The organism is Bernardetia sp. MNP-M8 (assembly GCF_037126285.1).
In the GTDB taxonomy this organism is placed as follows: domain Bacteria; phylum Bacteroidota; class Bacteroidia; order Cytophagales; family Bernardetiaceae; genus Bernardetia.
Map to the genome: position 1 here is coordinate 898,685 of NZ_CP147012.1, position 19,873 is coordinate 918,557.

Consider the following 19,873-nt stretch of genomic DNA (forward strand, 5'->3'; position numbering starts at 1 on the left):
AAATCTTTACCATTTTTTGCTATAAAATCATATTTTTTATTTCTAGTGAATTATCTTACTCATAACTTTACATAAAAATGAAGACACTTTATTTACACGGTTTAGACAGCTTTTTGTCTGATGAAAAGCGAGTTATTTTAGAAAAATATACAAATAACCTTATTGCTCCTTCGATAGATTATCGTCAAGACCCTTATACGATTCAGACTTTATTAGAGCGTTATCAGAATCAAAAAATAGAGCTTGTCATTGGTAGCAGTATGGGAGGTTTAACGGCTTATTATCTATCTTGGTTTTGGCAAATTCCGTGTTTGGCATTCAATCCTGCCCTGCCTTACAGAAGCACTATTCAAGAATTGCCTGCTTTGCCCATTACCATAAATAAAATAAAAAACCTTCGTAAAGAATATTTACGTGTAATTTTGGGAAGACACGACGATATAATAAATCCTTTTGACACTTTGCCTATTTTGATGAATGATATGAATGAAGACGAACCTTTATCTATTCATCTTCGAAATGATTTAGCTCACCAAATTCCATTTGATATTTTTGATGATGAATTGAATTTCTTTTTTGAAAAAATAAAAAATTAGGATAGAAAAACTATTAGATTTACAAACCCAATTTCATAAAAAAACCATTCTTCAGTGAAGAATGGTTTTTACTATTTTAATACATTTGATTTTAGTTAATAATAATTTGTTTTGTATATGTTGATTGATTCTGATTGAAATGAATCATATACATTCCACTTGAATTATTTTTAAGATCGATGTTGAAGTCTTGGCTTCCTTTTTTGAAAGTAGTTGAATAAATAATTCTTCCAATTCCATCAAAAACGGTAATTTGTATATCTTCCAAAAGAACAGTTCCAAAATGAATATTAAATAGTCCTGTACTTGGATTTGGATAAATCTTAAAAAGACTACTTTCTTCTGTTTGTTCTCCTGTAACTACTGGTAGAGCAAAGTAAGCGACTCTAGTTTCTGTAATACAACCATTTTGATTAGTTATTTTTGCAGAATAATGACCATTTTCTGTTGGAATAACTTCTGAGTTTGTACCTAAAGACGCATCTAATTCTCCATTTAAATACCATTCTACACTCGCAATATCAGATTGAAAGCCATTTGCATCTTCTAAGAAAAGAGATTTTTTGTCTTGACTTACTCTTAAATATATTGGTAGTACATCAAAACGACTAACTTTTAGTTTTTCTGAGGCAATAGAACAAACATTACTTTGAGAATAAACTTGATAATCACCTTGTATTGAAGTAGTGAGAGAGTTTCCTATCTGTCCTATATTTCTACCATTTCTGAACCACTGATAAACAACGCCATTTTCAACGTTTTGTACGGAGATTGTAGTTTCAGTAGTTGGACAAATAGCATTTTCAGTAGCTGTCAATATAGGTAGTTGTGGAGATGACGAAATTACTACTTCCACTTGTGCTGACACTTGACAGTCATTTTTAGTTACCTTAAGTGTATAAATACCAGATTGCGAAACTGAAACATTCGTACCTTCTCCAACTACTATATCGTTTAATAGCCATTGATAGTTAGATTCCGAACTGATATTACTTGCACTTAAAACTCCTTCATTACAAAATTGCACGCCATTTGGTTGTTCTATTTGAGCTATTGGAGTTTGATTAAGTTTGACTACTACCTTTTCTGAAGTAAATGCACAACTGCTTCTTTGAATCTTAACTTGGTAATTACCCGAGTTCTCAACTATTATGTTTCTTCCAGTACGACCCAAGCTCCTTCCATTCAAAAGCCAAGTATAAGTAGCTCCTTGTACTTCCCGAGCAATTAATTCTATTGAATTTTCACAACTCAACTGAATACTTTCTCCTTCAATACTAGCATCAAATCCTATTTCTGGCTCTACTCTTACAGGTATTCTAGCACTTTCTTTTAAAATAAGAGGATCTTGACCAATTACACTTATATAAAAAGTAGTGGTTTGGCTGATAAAAGGAAGTAGAAAAGCATCATTTCCATCACTCGTCATAAGCATTGTTTCGCTTATAGAATCTGCATATACATTATAGAAAAATGCACTACTAGTCAATGTAAGCTGTGCTTGTCCACTTTCACAAATTTTACTTAAAGATATGAATGTTGGAGGAAGAGGATATGTCCAATCATTTGTTCTAGAAATTTCCATTTCTGTTCCATTTACAAGTCCAAATATATGGTATTGATAAAAGGTATCAGCATCCAAATTTTCATCTATATAATAAGTTGCTGTACTTGGCAAATCAGCAATTCTAGTGATTCCTCTATACAAACGAAAAGCTTCGTAGCCTGTATTGTCATTCCAATATAATCTTATCTGTGAGGTAGAAATACCAGTTGATCTTAAATTTATTGGAAAATGGTTTCTAAAAATAACTTGTAGGTCTGTACGAACAGAATTATTCACATCAGTTGCCACAACTCCATTAAAAGCATTATCATTAAAAGCAACAGATAAATCGTTTATGCTCTCTGCTTGTGTATTTGGGTTTGCAGCTCCTTGCAGTGAAAAGCGAAGTTGTGTATCTGATACTTTTATTATTGAAGCTATAAGACCATTAGGTATATTAGAAACATTTACTTTTCCTGTTGTTACATAATCTTCTCCAACCAAACCAGCAAAAATGTCACAAGAATAACTCTCAATAGTGATTACATTCTCTATTCTACCAGAATTAGTAGCATAAGTCTCTTCTGTAAAGATAGTTCCAGAATAAATCAATTCATAAACTTGATTTATAGTAACATCAAATGAACAAGTTGTACTATTTCCATTTACATCAGTTATTTGAAATGTGTTCGTTGTTGTGTTGGGAGGGAATGAGCTACCAGATGGCAATCCTGCTGTTTGAACGATAGAAGCAATACCACAATTATCTGTTGCTGTTGGAAGATTGTAAGTTACAATACTACTACAACTACCTGTATTTGAAACTACAATATCAGCAGGACAAGTAACGATTGGTAATTGATTGTCCAAAACAATAACTGTAAACTCATCACTTGTAGAAACATTTCCATTTACATCGGTTGCTGTCCAAGTAATTGTTGTAGTTCCAACATTGAATACTTGATTTACTAAAGTAGTGACTGTTCCTGTGGTTGCGCCTGCCAAAACATACTGATAAGAAGCGACAGCACAGTTGTCAGAAGCGACTCCATTTGGAATGTCTATATTAACAAAACTGCAAGTTCCATTATCTGTATTTCTTGTAAAGTCTGCTTGAGCTGTTAGCATTGGATTTTGTGCATCATTTACTGTAATTGTAAATACATCATTTACAGAAATATTTCCACTTACATCTGTTACTGTCCAAGTAACAGATGTAACTCCAACATTAAATACTTGATTTGTAAGTGTAGTTACTGTTCCTGTTGTTGCACCTGTAAAGACATACGAATAAGAAGCGATTGTACAGTCATCTGTTGCTACTCCGTTTGGAATATCAGTATTAGTAAAAGTACAAACTGCTGCATCAACATTTCTTATAAAATCGGCTTGAGGTGTTAGTGTTGGAATTTGTGTCTCGCTTACTGTAACTGTAAACTCATCACTTACAGAAATATTTCCACTTGCATCGGTTGCTGTCCAAGTAACAGTCGTAACTCCAACATTAAATATTTGATTTACTAAAGTTGTAACTGTTCCTGTTGTTGCGCCTGTCAGAACATACTGATAAGAAGCGATAGAACAGTTGTCAGAAGCTACTCCATCTGGAATGTCTATATTAACAAAACTACAAGTTCCAATATCTGTATTTCTTGTAAAATCGGCTTGTGCTGTCAGAGCTGGAAGTTGATTATCTTCTACTATAACTGTTGCTGTACAAGTAGATGTATTTCCACTAGCATCAGTAACAGTCAGAATTACATTATTCGTACCCACATTTGCACAAGTAAAACTGCTTGGACTTACAGAAATTGATGCGATACTACAATTATCTATACTTCCATTGTCTATTTGTGATGCTGTGATACTTGCATTATTTGTTGCATCTAATTGAATAGTTAGGCTCTGACAAACTACTGTAGGAGCTTGTGTATCATTTACTGTTACATCAAAAGAACAGGCACTTGTATTACCTGCTGCATCTGTTGCAGTATATTCTATAGTCGTAGTACCTATAGGGAAGGTTGAGCCAGAAGAGAAACCTGTTAAGTCAGTCTGTGCAACTATTGCCCCACCTCCATTAACTAGATTAATATTTACCTGCCCATGTCCTGTGTTTGTAGCACCTACTAGGTTATTTGAAATAGCTGTTGGACTGACAAAAGATCCACCACCACCACCAGCATAATTGGAGTAGTAGTCTCTACCACCACCACCACCAGAATACCCACCGCCGCCGCCAGCACCCATATTATCAGAGCCGCCACCGCCGCCACCGCCAAAACCACCATCGCCTCCTTCATCACCTCCTGTATCAATCCAACGAACACCTCCAAGTCCTCCATTTAGAGGACGACGCCCACCTTGAGCACCTTGAAAACCTGTATTAAAGTCATAATTAGTTCCGTTGTTTCCTCCTGTTCCATCAGTGAACCAACCTGCACCAGCTCCAGCCCAATAACTATTACCTCCAACATTATTTGTTCCTCCATTTCCTAATGTTCCTCCATTACCTAATAAGTCAGCAGATTGATTCCCTTGAGTTGTTAAGTTAGCGTTTGCCCCAGCATGAGTTTGGCGTCCACCACCACCACCACCACCAGCAGCAACAAGTAGTTCTCCTGTAGTAACGTTCCAAATAAAGCTACCACCCCCACCACCAGGTGAAGCATTATCTTGATTCATTGCACGAGTATCTTCTCCTTTTTGACCGACAAGAATACGTATGACATCACCTGCTGTTAAATTAAATTCTCCCTCAACCTCAGCACCCTTTCCACCAGGAAAACCTGGAGCATATCTTTGTTTCCCTCCAGCTGCACCAACAGCATTAATCAAATATAGACCTGTTGTAGGTACAACAAACTCTTGAATACCTCCAACTGATGTTACTATTCCATCTAAGTAACCACCTGTATAAGCAGCATCAAGTTGAGCTTGTGTTGGACCTGATTTGCCTGTAGCACCTGCATTAGTAAAGCTAAGTGGTGGTATAATTACACCTTCACAATTATCAGTTGCTCTTAATGCTGTCCAGTTTATAATAGCTCCACATACACCACTGTCATTATCTACTGAAATATCAGATGGGCAGTTTGTAATAACAGGAGCAACATTATCAGTAACAACAACATCAAAATAACAAGACGTAGAATTTAGAGCTGCATCTGTAAAAGTGTATGTTACTCTAGTAGTTCCTACACTAAAAAGATCACCTGGACTATGTGAACGCACCACTGTGGGTGTACTACAATTATCTGTAGCTGTAGGTTCTGTCCAACTTACAGAAGCCTCACAGGTTGTAGCTCCTACTGCTGTCGTACCAGTTATTGTTCCTAAATCACATCCTGAAATTACAGGAGCTTCTGTATCAATGACTGTGACAGTTTGTGTTGCTGTTGCAATATATCCATTAGAAAATACAGCAGTCCAAGTAATTACTGTTGCTCCAATAGGCAGGGGGTCTGGAGCATCATTAGTCAAGCTAACAATAGTACAAGTAGCTGTAGTTGTAGCTGTACCTAAAGTAACACTACTAAGTGCTGCTGCACAACCAGATGTAGTAGCTATATTGGTTATATCTTCAGGTGCTGTAATAGTAGGGTTTTCCACCACAACTGTAGCTGTGGTAGAATTAGTACATCCACCTAGTACTGTGGCATTATAAGTTACTGTATAAACACCAGTTGCAGTGTAGGCATGTGAAACTGTTCCTCCACTTGTATCTAAAGGGCTTCCATCACCAAAATCCCACGAATGAGCAATTACAGGAACTGTTTGGTTGGCTGAAATATTATCCAATCCCCAGTTATCATAACCTGTTCCTGAGTGATTTGGTTGTATCCAACGAAACATTGTAGAAACTGTATATGCAGCAGGAGGAATGGGAATATTCTGTAGTATCCATTCATAGCCTATTGCTCCTCCTGAAATATCAGTAGGATCAAAATACTGGATATCTACCCAGCTAGTTCCTCCATTAATAGAATACTGGAGAAAGACACCTTCAGTAGCATCCACTTCCTCACAACCTGGTTCAGGATCATCTTTTCCAAAGTCAATCTCAAAAATAAGGCTTCCACCTGCAGATGCATCTATAGCACTAGTCTGCACAAAACGAGGAACACCAGGACCACCTGCAGCAGACCAAAAATAGTTTGTACCGTCAGGTGCTGGATTAAAGCAAGGCTGACCAAGTGTAAAAGCAGAAGCTACCCAACCTGTAGGGAAGGTAGCACCATTGAAGTCAAAAGCTGTAGCTACACCCTGTCCTGTACCTATGAAGGTCAGAGGTTCATTGGGACAAGCTGTACCTGTAGGGGTTATGGAAGTGATTTGTGCTTGACATTGTGCGTGTGTTTCTTGTACAGCAATATTACACCAAAGTAGAATAAAGCTAGTAAGAAATATAAGCAACTTATTTGTAGAGTACATATTTGCAAAAGTATTTTTAGAGAGTGAAAATTTTAAGTAGTTCAAGCTTAATGTCTGTTAAAACAGTAGGAACAATTTTACCACGCTGTCCTGTGAAGCGATAATGAAGTGTAAGAAGATTCTCTTCCTCTGTCCTTGGAAGATTTCCCTCAATGCTCTGTCCTGCTTTGAGTGTAAGCCCTACATGATGTTCTCCACTCTTTGGGTTGTAAACCTCTTGTCCATTGCTATAATTGAGACGATAATCCCAGTTAATAGCTACATCATGAGAGTTAGTATTTTTTACACGAAGTATATAATACTGAGAATTATTGGGTGTGTAGTCACGTACTTGATACTCTACACGGATACCTTCTGTTTCCTTGAGAAGTTTCCAGTCCAATTCTTGGGCATGGGTTTGAGTAATGAAAGCCAAAAGTAGCAGTATGCTACAAGCTAATATTTTTTTCATTATAAGATTGATATTAAAAGATCTAGTCGTTAAAAATTATTACAAAGGTTATCCAGTGGGTTATCTCTATCTACAATAGAAACTAAAGGACCTTCTCTTTATTAGATTGATTCTATTTGAGGTGTCAGTATAGTTCTATTTACCTCTAACAAGAGTTTGAGTTAGCTATTCTGTACTACTCTTATACAGAGCAGTAGTAGTAGTGCACTACATTTTAAAATTGTAAACGTTTCACAAATAAGAATAAAGGTTAGTAAATAAAATAGTAATTGATAAATACATAAATTAAATCATATTAAAACAGAAAGCTTTAATGTATAACCAATTTAGTAGTGGAAATAATTTGAATACTTATATAGGTATATTATTTAATAGTTTTTAGAAGTTATCACAAAGATAGTTAAGTAAGTAGCTTATTTGCAAATTTTTGGAACAAAAATAACATGTAATAAAACCAAAAATATTATACCATATAGTTTGATATTAGTTCATTTTTATTGTTTTTGGCAACTTTTTGAAAAAAAACATAAACATACTTATTAAGTAATTTATTTTATTACAAACTTAAATAAAGCAATTTTGAAAAGCAGATTAATAAAGTAAAATAGTATAAAGCTCCATTTTTTGTCACCAACTATATCTAAGTTGGGCAAAAAAAGATAATAAAGTGTAAATAGAGAGAATAATCACTACTTTAGAAACAAGTAGCTTTATAAACCTTTGAGAAGTCAAATCATTTTTTTGAAACTATTCACAATAATATGGATTGGTAGAAACAGTTTTTATTGAGTAAATAATTATGAAATACTACTATTTTTATCTTATAGTCTCTATTTAAAACTACAAGTAACACAGGATTGCTTTGACCTAAAAAAAGCATAAATTATATTTTATGCTCATAAATATCACAAAGTAACTTATTTATTAGAAATATGTGATATAAAAATAAAACATGAAAGGATAAAAAAGCAAGTTTTTATTTATAAGTTAAGAACACTACCTCATTACTCAAAATATACCTAAGTAATTAAAAAGAGTAGAGAAATCATGTCTTCTTACCCTAATGATGATACACTTTTGGTTAAACTCCCTATTCTAGGAGCTTTAAATTGTGAGATAGGCATTTGCAGAAACAAAAAGAAGAGCTAGAAAAAGCTAGAGATTTGATAATTTCTTATAGGGCAACCCTACCAAAATTTTCACCCTTCGTTATTGAGCTATAAACTAGATTTTTAACTTTGACAATTAATTCAGCTTTCAATAAAAAAGTTTATTTGTATTGATTAAACAGCTTTTACTAATTTAGGTACAACTGCGCTAAATCAAGAGAAAATTTTACACTTCTATTCCTATAAAAGTAATATCATCACGTTGTTCTGCATTTTGTTGATGTTTTACTAGTTCATTTTCTACCTCTTTTATTTGCTCTTTAATAGACAAGTGTGATGATTGTTCTATCAAATAGATAAGTTTTGAAGTGCCTATTTTCTCTCCTTGTGTATTATTTTGGTCAACTAATCCATCTGTACTTAGATAAATTCTTGATTTTTTATTTAGTAATAAAATATGCTGTTCAAAATTATTTTGGTTGCGTTGTTTTCCTCCTACTGATTTGCGTGTGCCCTGCAAACGTTGTATTTTATTTTCTTGATTTTTATTATAATCTGTATAAAATAAGGGCCGTTTTGCACCTGCAAACACAATTTCTGTCTTTTTATTATTAAAATTTACTCTACACAAACAAACATCCATTCCATCACTATTGGCATTTTCATCCTGACGCAATGCTTCTACAAATTGCTCATTGAATTTGTCTAAAATAAGGGAAGGCTCATAGATTTTTTGTATTTCTACAATTTCTGTCAAAAGTGTATTTCCTATCATAGACATAAATGCACCTGGTACGCCATGTCCTGTACAATCAACAACAGCAACAAAGAAATAATCTGTAGTTTGACTTGTCCAATAAAAGTCTCCACTTACAATATCTTTTGGTCTGAAAATAATTTGATAATCCTCATTTGAAAGACGAAATGGTTTTTCTATTTTTTTCTCACTTGGTAAAATAGCGTGCTGAATAGTTTGGGCATATCGGATTGAATCAGTAATTTTTTGATTTTTTTCATTAATAAGTTGATAAGCAGAGGAGTTATCTAAAGCAATCGAAACATAAGAAGCTAAAGAGCGCAAAAATGTAATTTCACGCTCTGAGTAGGCATTTTCCTTAAACGATTGTACTGTAATTACTCCCAATTGTTTATTTTCCAATTGTATAGGCAAATAGACAAAAGAAAGTGGATTTTCACCCTCAGTAGCATCTAAAATATACTCAGGATAATTTACTTTTTCACTTTCTACATCATTAATAATTATTTCTTCTGAATTAACGAAACATCGAACAGCAAAAGTTTTTTCGTCTAAAGTATTAAAATGATAGGGTAATTTTTGTCCTTTTTCCATAAAACCTGAAAAACTAATGCGATCTTGAGATGTATCAAAAACACCAATACCAAAACCATCAGCAGGCATTAATGCATTTACATTCTGATAAACTGCTTGGATAATTTCTTCAAGATCCAAAATAGCTGTTATTTCTTGTCCTATTTCCGATAAGAGTTGTACATTTTTATATGCTTTTTCAACTTCTATTTTTTGTGATTCTAAATCCAAATTCAATGTTTTTAGATTTTCACTTTGCGCTTCTATTTCTTCCTTTTGTTGATTGAGTTGTGCATTTTGCTGCAAAACTTCTTGATTACTTTCTACTAGTTTGCTAGTACGCTCTTTAACCGTACTCTCCAGTTTCTGATTTGCTTTTTTAAGACGTGTTGTATTTATCCAAACAAATCCCCAAATAGCTAAACTTGCCAACCCTACATATAAAATATATGCCCACCAGCTTCTGTACCAAGGAGAAAGTATAGTAAACGAATAACTAGTTATTTCACTTTCTATTTGATATATATTTTTGGCTTTTACTTTAAATATGTATTTTCCCTCTGGAAGATTGGTATATGATTTCTTTGTTTCTTTTGTCCAATTAGAGAATGTTTTATCATATCCTTCTAATTGGTAACTAAATGTATTTCTCTCTTGAAAATTAGGAAGCGCAAAGCTAAAAGTCATTGAATTTTGTTCATATTCAAATTGGGGTTGTTGTTCTTTTGGTTGTGAAAGAAGTAATTTGCCATCTGTATCAACATAATTTCCAGCAAAAAACACAGAATCTTCTCCCAAAATCACGCTTCTTATTAAAGGAGTTGGTATTTTAGTATAGTCATATTGTTTGGATTTTTGAGGATAAAAGCGATATAAACCTTCACTTCCTCCCACCCACACTGTATTTTGATGATCTATAAAAATAACTTGTGCAATTATAGAAGGAACACGTAAAAAAGGTTGCTCTGTTTTTATTGCTTTTCCATCCTCTAAATTTATTTTACTGGCTAAATAATTTTCATTGCTTTCTAAGAGGTATATTTCATTTTTCTGAGTAGAAGCAAATCGTAAAACTTGGTAATTTTCTTTTGAAGCATTTGTAAAAACAGGATGTGGCTCTACTTTCTTACTTTTTTCATTCCATTTATATATTCCATTGGTTGTTGTTATAACAAAACCATCAGTATAATAAAAAACTTTATTGTTTGCCATCAAGGGCAATCCTTGAGAAGTATCAACCTTTGTAAGTTGAGAAAGAAGTAATGAATCTTTATTAAAAGGAACGTAATAAAGACCTTCTTCAAGAGTTCCAAACCAAAATTTATCTTTATATTTAGCTATTGTTCTAAACTCAACATCTTTTATAGTTTGTCTATTGATAAAATTTACCTTTCCATTTTCATCAAACTCTGCTAACGAAATGTCTTCCTTTCCTGCTAAAATAAATTTATTTCCATCAAAAATATGAATTGAATTAGCTGAATTAGAAGCTGATAATTTTATAGCCACCGAATCTTTAATTTGAAAAAAATCATATTGGGAAATAGCATAAAGTTGGCTTACACCACCAATATCCATAACTTGAATATCCCAACAAAACTCGTCTATTCCTTTTATTTTTTGAAATCTATTAGTTTGAGTATTTAAACTATAAAGTCCTTCTGGAGTACCAATATACATTTTATCATTAAATTCCTGTAAGGCAAGTATTGTTCCCTCATACTTACTTTCTGTACTTTCCCAAAATCTAAAAGGTGTTTCAAACTCCGTTTTCACAATACCATTATCAGTAGCCAACCATAAGTTTCCACTTCTATCTTGATAAGAAAAAGGAACAGTAGCCGTAGTAAGTCCATTTGTTTTATCAATATGCTGAATAATTTTGCCTTGAGAATCAAACAAATAACCACCTTTAAAAATAGTAGATAGAAAAAAAGTTCCATCTTTGAGTTTACTAAGGTGATAAGGAAGTGTAAATTCTCCACTTTTTATTTCAATGGCTATTTGAGTATTGCCATCTAAGAATGGAGTGAGTTTTTGTTCTTTTAGAGAAAAAGTAAAAATATTGCTTCGCTGTGTAACAAAAAGAAGGTTATCTTCATCTAAAATAACAACTCCTGTCAATGGATTATTTTTGAGAACTTCAGTATTAGCAATAAGTTCTGGATCTTGCCCCTCTTCTTTTATGCGTACTAATCCTTGTCCCCTTTGTACAAAATATAAATATCCATCATAGGTAATCCCTCTAAGTTTAGTGTCGATAATTTCCCAGTACGCAAATTTTTGTGTTTGCCAATCAAATCTAAATATTCCTGAAGAGGTATGAAAATAAATAAGTTGATGATCTGTGTAGATTTCCCAAGTATCTCCAAAGTTCTTCAAAGAGTCAGGTAACTGTTGGGATAAACTCACAAAGTGCATATCACCTACTGAATCTGATGCTTGTAAATAGCCAAAATTATCTTTTGTACCTGCATAAATCCGTCCTTTATCATCCTTTGCTAAAGAACGAATAACTACTGCATTAGGAATTGTAATTGCTTGCCATGATACTCCATCATATGCGTGTATTTGTTCACCTGAAAAATACATAATGCCATTATTACCTTGTTGAATAGACCATATCTGAGGGTCTCCTTCATATATTTTGGGAGAAAATGATGTAATAAAAGGAGATCCTATATCTTTTTGTGAAAAACAATTGAGATAAGCAAAAAACAGAAATAGAGTAAAAAACAGATATTTCATTGAAATAATGATAATAAGTAGATAGTAAAATCAAGCCTAAATTATATACTGATAAGGATATTTTTACGATAATACAAAAATTTATAGACTTTAAATCGAAAAAGAAAGTAATTTATTCTGTTTTTATAAATTTATTTTTAAAAATCTATTTGACAAAAGAATAAATCGTATTTTCGTATCTTCAAATATAGATAACCAATTATATACTTCTAGTGGAAAAAACTACTTCTTTTACACCTCCAGCTTCTCATAATCCAAATGTTTCTGAAAAAGATAAAAAACGCTCTGCACAAGTTCCGATTTTACTTTCTTCAATTTTTATAATTGCTGTTTGTGGCATTTTGTATGAACTTCTAATAAGCAGTATTTCGACCTATTTTTTGGGAAGTAGTATTCTTCACTTTTCGATTACGATTGGGCTTTTTCTTTCTGCTATGGGTTTAGGCTCATTTTTGAGTAGATATGTTTATCGAAACCTGTTAGATTGGTTTGTAGTTATCGAAACTATTCTTGGTCTTGTTGGAGGATGTTCTACACTAATTTTATATTTTAGTTATACAGTTTTAGATAATTATTATGCTGTTGCACTTATTATTATTGTTTTTTTGGGAGCTTTTGTAGGTTTAGAAATCCCGATTGTTACACGTCTCTTAAAGCAACACGATAACTTAAAAGATACTATTTCCAATGTTTTGGCCTTTGATTACTTGGGTTCTTTGGTGGCTTCTGTTGCTTTTCCAATTTTACTTTTGCCTTATTTGGGACTGATGCGAACGGCTTTTTTTATTGGAATAATAAATCTTTTAATTGCCATTTTTAATGCTTGGGTTTTTAGAGCAGAGCTAAAACAAGCTGCTGCAAAACTTGCTTTTTCAGCAATTTCAATGGCTGTTTTATTAATTGGTTTTATTTATTCGTTTCAAATAAGTGATTTTTTTGAGCAAATGATGTATCAAGATGAAATTATTTATTCTGACCAAACACCTTATCAGCGCATTGTAGTAACTAAATACAAGAAAAATACACAACTTTTCATTAATGGAAACTTACAGTTTTCTACTTTAGACGAATATCGTTATCACGAAACACTTGTACATGTTCCTGCACTTATGACAGGACATTTACAAAACGTTTTGATATTGGGAGGTGGCGACGGTTTGGCTGTTCGTGAGCTTCTAAAATATGATGAAATTGAAAGCATTGACTTAGTGGATTTAGATAAAGCAATTACAAATTTAGCAAAGCACAACCGAATATTTAGAGAAGTAAATCAAAACTCACTCTCAAATCCGAAAGTGAAGATTCATAATGTAGATGCCTTTAAGTTTGTAGAAGAATCTGAAAAACAGTATTCATTGATTATTGTCGATTTGCCAGACCCTCATGAGGCTTCTTTGGGCAAACTCTATTCAGTAGAATTTTATCGTTTGGCTAAGAAAATTTTGTCAAGAGATGGTGTTCTGATTACTCAATCTACTTCACCTTATTTTGCGCCAAAGCCGTTTTGGTGTATTCAAAAAACAATGCAAGAAGCCTTTCCTTCTGCATTGCCTCTCAATGTGTATGTTCCTGCTTTCGGAATGTGGGGATTTAGTATGGGAATAAATAATCCAAAGTTCAACCAAAATGACAGTACAACTATTGGATTGCCTTCTCAAAATCAGTTAGACAAAATTTATACATCACTTACTCAAAAAATGGAAAAACGAAAGCTAGATTTGAAATACCTAGCTCCCGAAGTTTTGCCTAAACTTTTTGTTTTCGATAAAGATATGTTTTTAGGAATAGATATTGAAGAAAATGGAGAAGGCGATTCGATAAAAGTAAATCGCCTAGACAACCAAATTTTGATTCAATATTATGAGCAAAGTTGGAAAAGATGGGAATAAAATTCAAAAGCAGAATATTTTTTACGTAAGCTAAAACATACGATACAATTTACTCACGCTAAAGCGTAAGCTACATTATTTCAAAATCTGATTTGAAAGAATATATTCCATTTTCTCAAATGTTTTTTCATTATCAATTCCATTTAATTCTTCTCCAAAAATAACCTTTCCTTCTTTATTCAAAATCATAATAAACGGTTCGTTTGTCGTTGGAATATATAAATCTTCAAAAATAGAATTACTAGTTGGAATAATATCAGCATAGAAAGGAGTTCCTATCAAAAACTCTTCTACTTCTTTTTTCTTATTTTCTGTAAAACCGTAAAAAGTAATATTATTTTCTGAATAGGTTTCAATCATTTCGTTTAGCTTTGGAATTGCTTCAATAGATGTTGTAGACGTTGGCGACCAAAAAACAAAAATAGTCAGTTTATTTTCTAAATTTTCTTTCACTATTTCATTTTCTGAAATGAGTTTAAAATTAAAATTGGGAAAGGCTTCAAAAAGATTTCTTTGCATTGTAAAACCTTCAAAAAGAGCTTGTTTTTCATTTCTGTTCATCTTTGAAAATGGATAAGCTGCACTAGATTTCATGATTTGAGTAGTATCAATAATTTGTTTTTCCTTCTTAAACTCATCAAAACCATAACTTTCAAGCTGTGTAAATTTTGCACTCGTAAAATCACCATATCGAACGAACATATTCATAACAGAATCTTGTTTTATTTCTAATGTTGAATCAATCGAAATCTGATTTGCTTGAAAATCATCTTGACTTTTTCTAAAAAACAAATAAATAGGTTTGGCAACTGTTTCATAAGACGTTGTTCCAACTCTCTTTTGTAGTCCATTTTTTACCAAAAAAGTATTGGGAGCAGTTTGATAAATAGGCGAAATATGTTGATAGTTTTTGAGCCATAATTTTCCTTCTTTAAAAATAATTTCTTTACCCAAACCATAATTTCCTAACAAGTCTTTTGCATTTTGTGGCAGATTATACGGATTTGGGATAGGTTTAGTAATTTCTTCAAACTGCTTAAAACGCTGTCCATATTTTTTGATATAACTAAAACTACTCTTCAAAACACTTTCTTCATACGCCATTTTATAGGCAATATCAAAAGCCTTATCTGTGCTTGTAGAATCATAAGAAGAAACAAAAACATCTGGTTTTACTTCACTTTTTTCTGTTGTTTTAATCTCCATATCTGGAATATTGAGCCAACTATACGCACTTGTCCCTATTCGCTTTGTAATTATTGGTTGTCCCTTTGTTGGCTCTCCTATCACAATAGCATTTCTATGCTTTTGCAAAACCTGTACAATCCATTCGGCAGCGTCAGAAGTATTTTTATCTGTCAGAATATAAATTGGACGCTCAAAATATCGAAGTGTATAGTATTTTTCATAATTTTTATCAACTTCTAAAGGATAACCTGAATGATACCAATAATTATCTCTCTTAAAAAATGGTTTTACTTCTTCTGTTTTGGTAGTTAATGAAACAGTAGGATTCTCATAACTTTTACGGCGTGGTTTTCCACTATCTTTTAAGTATTCTCTTGTATGAAAAACTTTTGCAGTTCCTAAATTGTAAGTAGTATCTGGTCGTAAAAAACGCTCTACAAACCAAATAGGAACACTCATCTCATTTACTTCTTTGTCTTTTGTAAAAAACTTACTTTCAGATTCTAATACAAAACTTCCTCTCAAGTCTAAAATCAATGCATCTGTAAATAAAAACTCCTCTATCAAATCTTTCATAAAACTCTCATTGACATAATTAGCAGAAGGCAAAAATGAACACTTTAAATAGCCAATATTTCCTTCTAAAATTTCTTTTTTATCAAAACCATTTCCTAAATAATCTAAATTGAGTTTTTTGTCATTATAAGCTCCTCTAGTCCAATTATAACTTACTTTTCGTCTTGCTCTTTTCAAACCTCTCTTTCTGCTTAAACTTTTACCTTGAGCCACCCTTTTATTAAATCTTTTCTCACTTCCCAAAAATCCATATCTCCAACGCCAGAATAAACCTCTATTATATATATAATGAGTTTCTTCATCTGATTTGTATTTTTTTCGTTCATTTCTCCAATATCCCCAATGCCATTCGTGTTCTCGTCCACAATTACATAAGCTAGACTTTCTATGAAAACCAAATTTTCCATTATTTCCATCCATCATAAATCCCTCCTGTGGCGCAGTATTTTCTAAAGAAAGAACCGTGTTTTTATCCAATTCATACCAATAATTGTTCAAATAAAAAGCATATTCTTGTAAATTATATTCAATCAAAGAATCCAAAAAAGGATTATTTCCAATTTCTAAAATAGGTTTTCTATACAGTGAATCTGTTGTGTAAAGACAAAGAGCAGAATCTAGCGTAGTTTTGAATTTCTCAACCTCTTCTTTTTCTATAATTCGTTCGGGTTTGCGTTGTGCCAAAACAGAAGTAGAAAAAATGAATAAAAATAAAATGGAAAGCAGAAAAGATAACTTTGATTGAAAAGAATACATATATTTATTTTGTGAAAAGCATTTTTGAGTTGAATAATTCCACAAATCTAAGCAAAATAATTTAACAACTAAAAAAATAGTTGAATAAATTGTTTTTTTAGTTACTTTTCAATTAGACAAAAAAACTCCTCAAAACGAATATTTCATTTTGAGGAATTATATATTTTCTTCCAAGTAGTTAAGTAATTTCACTTACAACTAACCACTTATAATTTATCACTATTTTTAAAAGTGTTTTTTAAAGAATTTAGAATTTTTAACTTTAGAAGCTGTTGAGCTTACTGTATCTTCAAAACGAGATTCTACATTTGCCATTCTAGTTTTGAAACTTTCTTCTTCTAAAAATGATGGCTTTTCTTCTAAATCAATTTGTTCTTGAAGGCTTTTTGCTACTGGCATAGCAATCCAAAGAGCCAAATAAGCTAAAAGTCCGAATCCATCTAAAAATAAAGTTGCTACAAAAAGCAAACGTACAATAGTTTCATCAATTCCAAAATATTTTGCAATTCCAGAAGCAACACCAGCTACTTTCTTGTCCACCATACTACGCATAAAACGTTTTGTTCTGCCGACTAAAGAAGTAGATTGTTTTTCTTCTACCAATCCTTCTTTTGGATCTTTAGGCATCGCAAGCCAAGAAGCTGCATACAAAGGAATTCCGAAGCCTCCAGCAAAAACACTGGCTACAAAGCCCAAACGCACAAAAGCAGGGTCAATATTGTAATAGGCTGCAATTCCAGAAGCAACACCAGCTACTTTTTTGTCTCTTTTCTGAAGCGTAAATTTCTTACCTACATTACGCAATTCACGTTTAGGTTCAGCTTTTTTGAGTGTTTGCCATTGGTCTTTTCTTTCAAAATATCCCAAATCTAAATCAATTCCTTCTGCAAGAGCAATTTCTTTTGCTGTTCCTACTTGCAAAACCATTAATTCAACATCATTTTTGTCGATTGTTCCTTTATCAATACTCAAACGCTCTAAAAGCACCTCTGCCATACGTGTTTCTATGTCTTCTATAGTAAGCGAATCTTCTGGAAAACAACGTTTCAAATCCATTAAATAGGCTTTCAAAGCAGGATAAGCTGTTTGTTCGACATGAAATGAAATAGAAGCAATATGAACTTCTAAAGTATTGTTGATAGACGAGTGGTTGTGTAGTGGAGGCATGATGGAATAAAGTTAGAATTTAGATTTCAAAATTTAGAACTAATAATTATTTTGAGAGTCTAAATTTTTGAATATGGTTGATTAATAGTTAGTTAGTAATAGGTAATGGCGAAAAATTACAGTTTTGAGTAAAATTATATTTTAGAGGTTGTTATAGTTGTATTACTTCTAAAATCTTAATTTTAACTTTTAAATTGGTTTTACCCTGCTTGTCTTTGTTCTTGTCTGTTCTGATTAGTATTTTCTAAAATAGTAGTGGCAGAAAAAACAAGTTGATGCCAAGAAAGAGTTAGTTCTTTGAGAAATTCGTGTCCATTATCAGTCAATCGGTAGTATTTTCGTGGTGGTCCTCCTGTGGATTCTTGCCAGGCATAAGTAACCAAACCTGATTTATTTAGACGATTTAGAAGTGGATAAAGTGTTCCTTCAACCACTAATAACTGTGCATCTTTCAAATGACGAAGTAAATCTGAAGCATATACTTCTCCATTAGCAATTACATTCAAGACACAGAGTTCTAAGATTCCTTTTCGCATCTGTACTTCAGCGTTTTCTAATGTAATCACATTTTATTGGGTTAAATTTTAATTTTTTTTAGTAGGAATTGAAAGAATTTGAAACACTAACAATGTCCGTATGTCTTCTTATACGAGAGAGTTGAAAAAAGGTTACTATGTTATGCAAGGTAGTAGGTAAAAGATTGTAAAAACCCAATTGCCAATGCCTAAATTACAGATGATTATTAAAGAAGTAAAAAGCAGGGAAATATTTTTTTGCTAAAATTAAACTGTATTTGCAAAAAATAATGTATATTTAGCTAACTTTGAGCAAACTAAATGAGAGTCATCATTTTATTGTTTATGAGTTGATAATTTTCAAAAAACTGAAGAAAATAGAGTTATGTCAAAATCAAATACACCTTTCGGATATATCAAAACATCTATCAATCAGCCTGTCAGCATTCTAAAATATGCTATTGGCGTGATTGCGATTGCTGCTTTGGTGGCTTTTATTTTTAATACAACTCAAGGTTCTGATAAAAAAGATGTAGAGAATACATTTTTATTAGAAGATATTCGCAAAACAAATGAAGAGCATCTAAAGACAATTGCAGATTTACAAAAAGAATTAGACGAAGTAAATAAAAATGCTGCAAAAGTAAAGGAAGAGTTAATCCAAAAACAAGCTCAAATAGACTCAAAGGGCGCACAAATAGATGCTAAAGAAGGAAGTATCGGCACACTTCAAACACAACTTAGTGATTTGAAAAATGATAAAATGCGTTTGCACCAAATCATTGACGAGCGTGGAAGAGAACTTGCACAAATGACAGAACGCAACAAAGAACAAAACGGTCTTTTAGAAACCACACAAGAAAATCTTCAAAAATCACAAGAACAAACACGTCAAGACCAACAAGCCATCAAAAACCTTCAAGAAGAATTACGTGGACTGAATGAAAAAGTAAATATTGCTTATAACCACGAAAAAGACCTTCAAAGTCAAGTCAATAAATTGCTTACTGATTTGAATCAAACTAGAACAGAACTCAATCAGTCAAGAATGGATTTGAGTGATGCAAAAGCTGAATTACGTATTTTGAAAGAACTTCATCCAATGAACAATAATGTTCCTGTTCAGCAAATAACTGTTTCTCAACCTCAAGAAGAAAGTAGTGCCAATGCTCTCAAAATGGTAGCTATTGTTTCTGTAATCGTAATGTTTATTGTCTTTGTAGTTTATATGCTTAGAGACTAGATATTTTTCAAGTAATTATATGTAAAAAGCAACTTTAAAAATGGAGTTGTTTTTTTTGTGTCGCCATTTTTTAGCTATTATGAGCTTAGAAATAGCAAATCTTTTAAAAAATCAAGTTTTGCAACTCTTTTTTCATCTAAAAAAAATCAATCTTTACCGAGTAGAGTAATTTGTTCGTCGATTGCTCTTTAGTTGTTATGTATGATTTTTTGCAAATATAGGTTGCTTCTTTCTATCTTTATAAAAACACAAATTAGGCTTTCAACCCTATTTTATAGCTTATTATGAGTAAAACAGCTAGTTTTATCTAATAAACTATCTACCT

At 32.4% G+C, this 19,873-nt stretch carries 9 protein-coding genes; 3 read left to right on the forward strand and 6 right to left on the reverse strand.

Annotated elements, in window-relative coordinates; all coding sequences use genetic code 11:
- Positions 1-77: 77 nt before the first annotated feature.
- Positions 78-596 carry a YqiA/YcfP family alpha/beta fold hydrolase gene (locus V9L04_RS03820; RefSeq protein WP_338792747.1) on the forward strand — a complete coding sequence of 173 codons (519 nt, stop codon included), beginning with the start codon at positions 78-80 and terminating at the stop codon, positions 594-596.
- Positions 597-687: 91 nt separating this feature from the next.
- On the opposite strand, the gene V9L04_RS03825 is transcribed toward V9L04_RS03820, so the two are convergent.
- From V9L04_RS03825 to V9L04_RS03835, 3 genes are all read right to left on the reverse strand, one after another.
- Positions 688-6,576 carry an HYR domain-containing protein gene (locus V9L04_RS03825; RefSeq protein WP_338792748.1) on the reverse strand — a complete coding sequence of 1,963 codons (5,889 nt, stop codon included), beginning with the start codon at positions 6,574-6,576 and terminating at the stop codon, positions 688-690.
- Between the two features lie 16 nt (positions 6,577-6,592).
- On the reverse strand, positions 6,593-7,027 hold the full coding sequence (locus V9L04_RS03830) for a hypothetical protein (RefSeq protein ID WP_338792749.1): 435 nt from the start codon (positions 7,025-7,027) through the stop codon (positions 6,593-6,595).
- Between the two features lie 1,335 nt (positions 7,028-8,362).
- A complete protein-coding gene (locus V9L04_RS03835; RefSeq protein WP_338792750.1) occupies positions 8,363-12,214 on the reverse strand; it encodes a SpoIIE family protein phosphatase in 3,852 nt (1,283 codons plus the stop codon).
- Positions 12,215-12,426: 212 nt separating this feature from the next.
- Here V9L04_RS03835 and V9L04_RS03840 point away from each other — a divergent pair, with 212 nt between their 5' ends.
- On the forward strand, positions 12,427-14,103 hold the full coding sequence (locus tag V9L04_RS03840) for a polyamine aminopropyltransferase (RefSeq protein ID WP_338792751.1): 1,677 nt from the start codon (positions 12,427-12,429) through the stop codon (positions 14,101-14,103).
- 75 nt (positions 14,104-14,178) lie between these two features.
- Here the strand turns inward: V9L04_RS03840 and V9L04_RS03845 are convergent, their stop codons facing one another.
- The 3 genes from V9L04_RS03845 to V9L04_RS03855 all read right to left on the reverse strand — a co-directional run bounded on the left by V9L04_RS03845 (position 14,179) and on the right by V9L04_RS03855 (position 18,353).
- Positions 14,179-16,623, reverse strand: a complete 2,445-nt coding sequence (locus tag V9L04_RS03845) for a S41 family peptidase (protein ID WP_338792752.1) — start codon at positions 16,621-16,623, stop codon at positions 14,179-14,181.
- A 225-nt stretch (positions 16,624-16,848) separates the two neighbouring features.
- Complete coding sequence (locus V9L04_RS03850) at positions 16,849-17,790, reverse strand: PspC domain-containing protein (RefSeq protein WP_338792753.1); 942 nt, start codon at positions 17,788-17,790, stop codon at positions 16,849-16,851.
- Between the two features lie 200 nt (positions 17,791-17,990).
- Positions 17,991-18,353 carry a PadR family transcriptional regulator gene (locus tag V9L04_RS03855; protein WP_338794184.1) on the reverse strand — a complete coding sequence of 121 codons (363 nt, stop codon included), beginning with the start codon at positions 18,351-18,353 and terminating at the stop codon, positions 17,991-17,993.
- Between the two features lie 337 nt (positions 18,354-18,690).
- On the opposite strand from V9L04_RS03855, the gene V9L04_RS03860 reads away from it, so the two are divergent.
- Positions 18,691-19,548, forward strand: coding sequence for a hypothetical protein (locus tag V9L04_RS03860; RefSeq protein ID WP_338792754.1), 858 nt, complete (start codon positions 18,691-18,693; stop codon positions 19,546-19,548).
- Positions 19,549-19,873 lie beyond the last annotated feature (325 nt).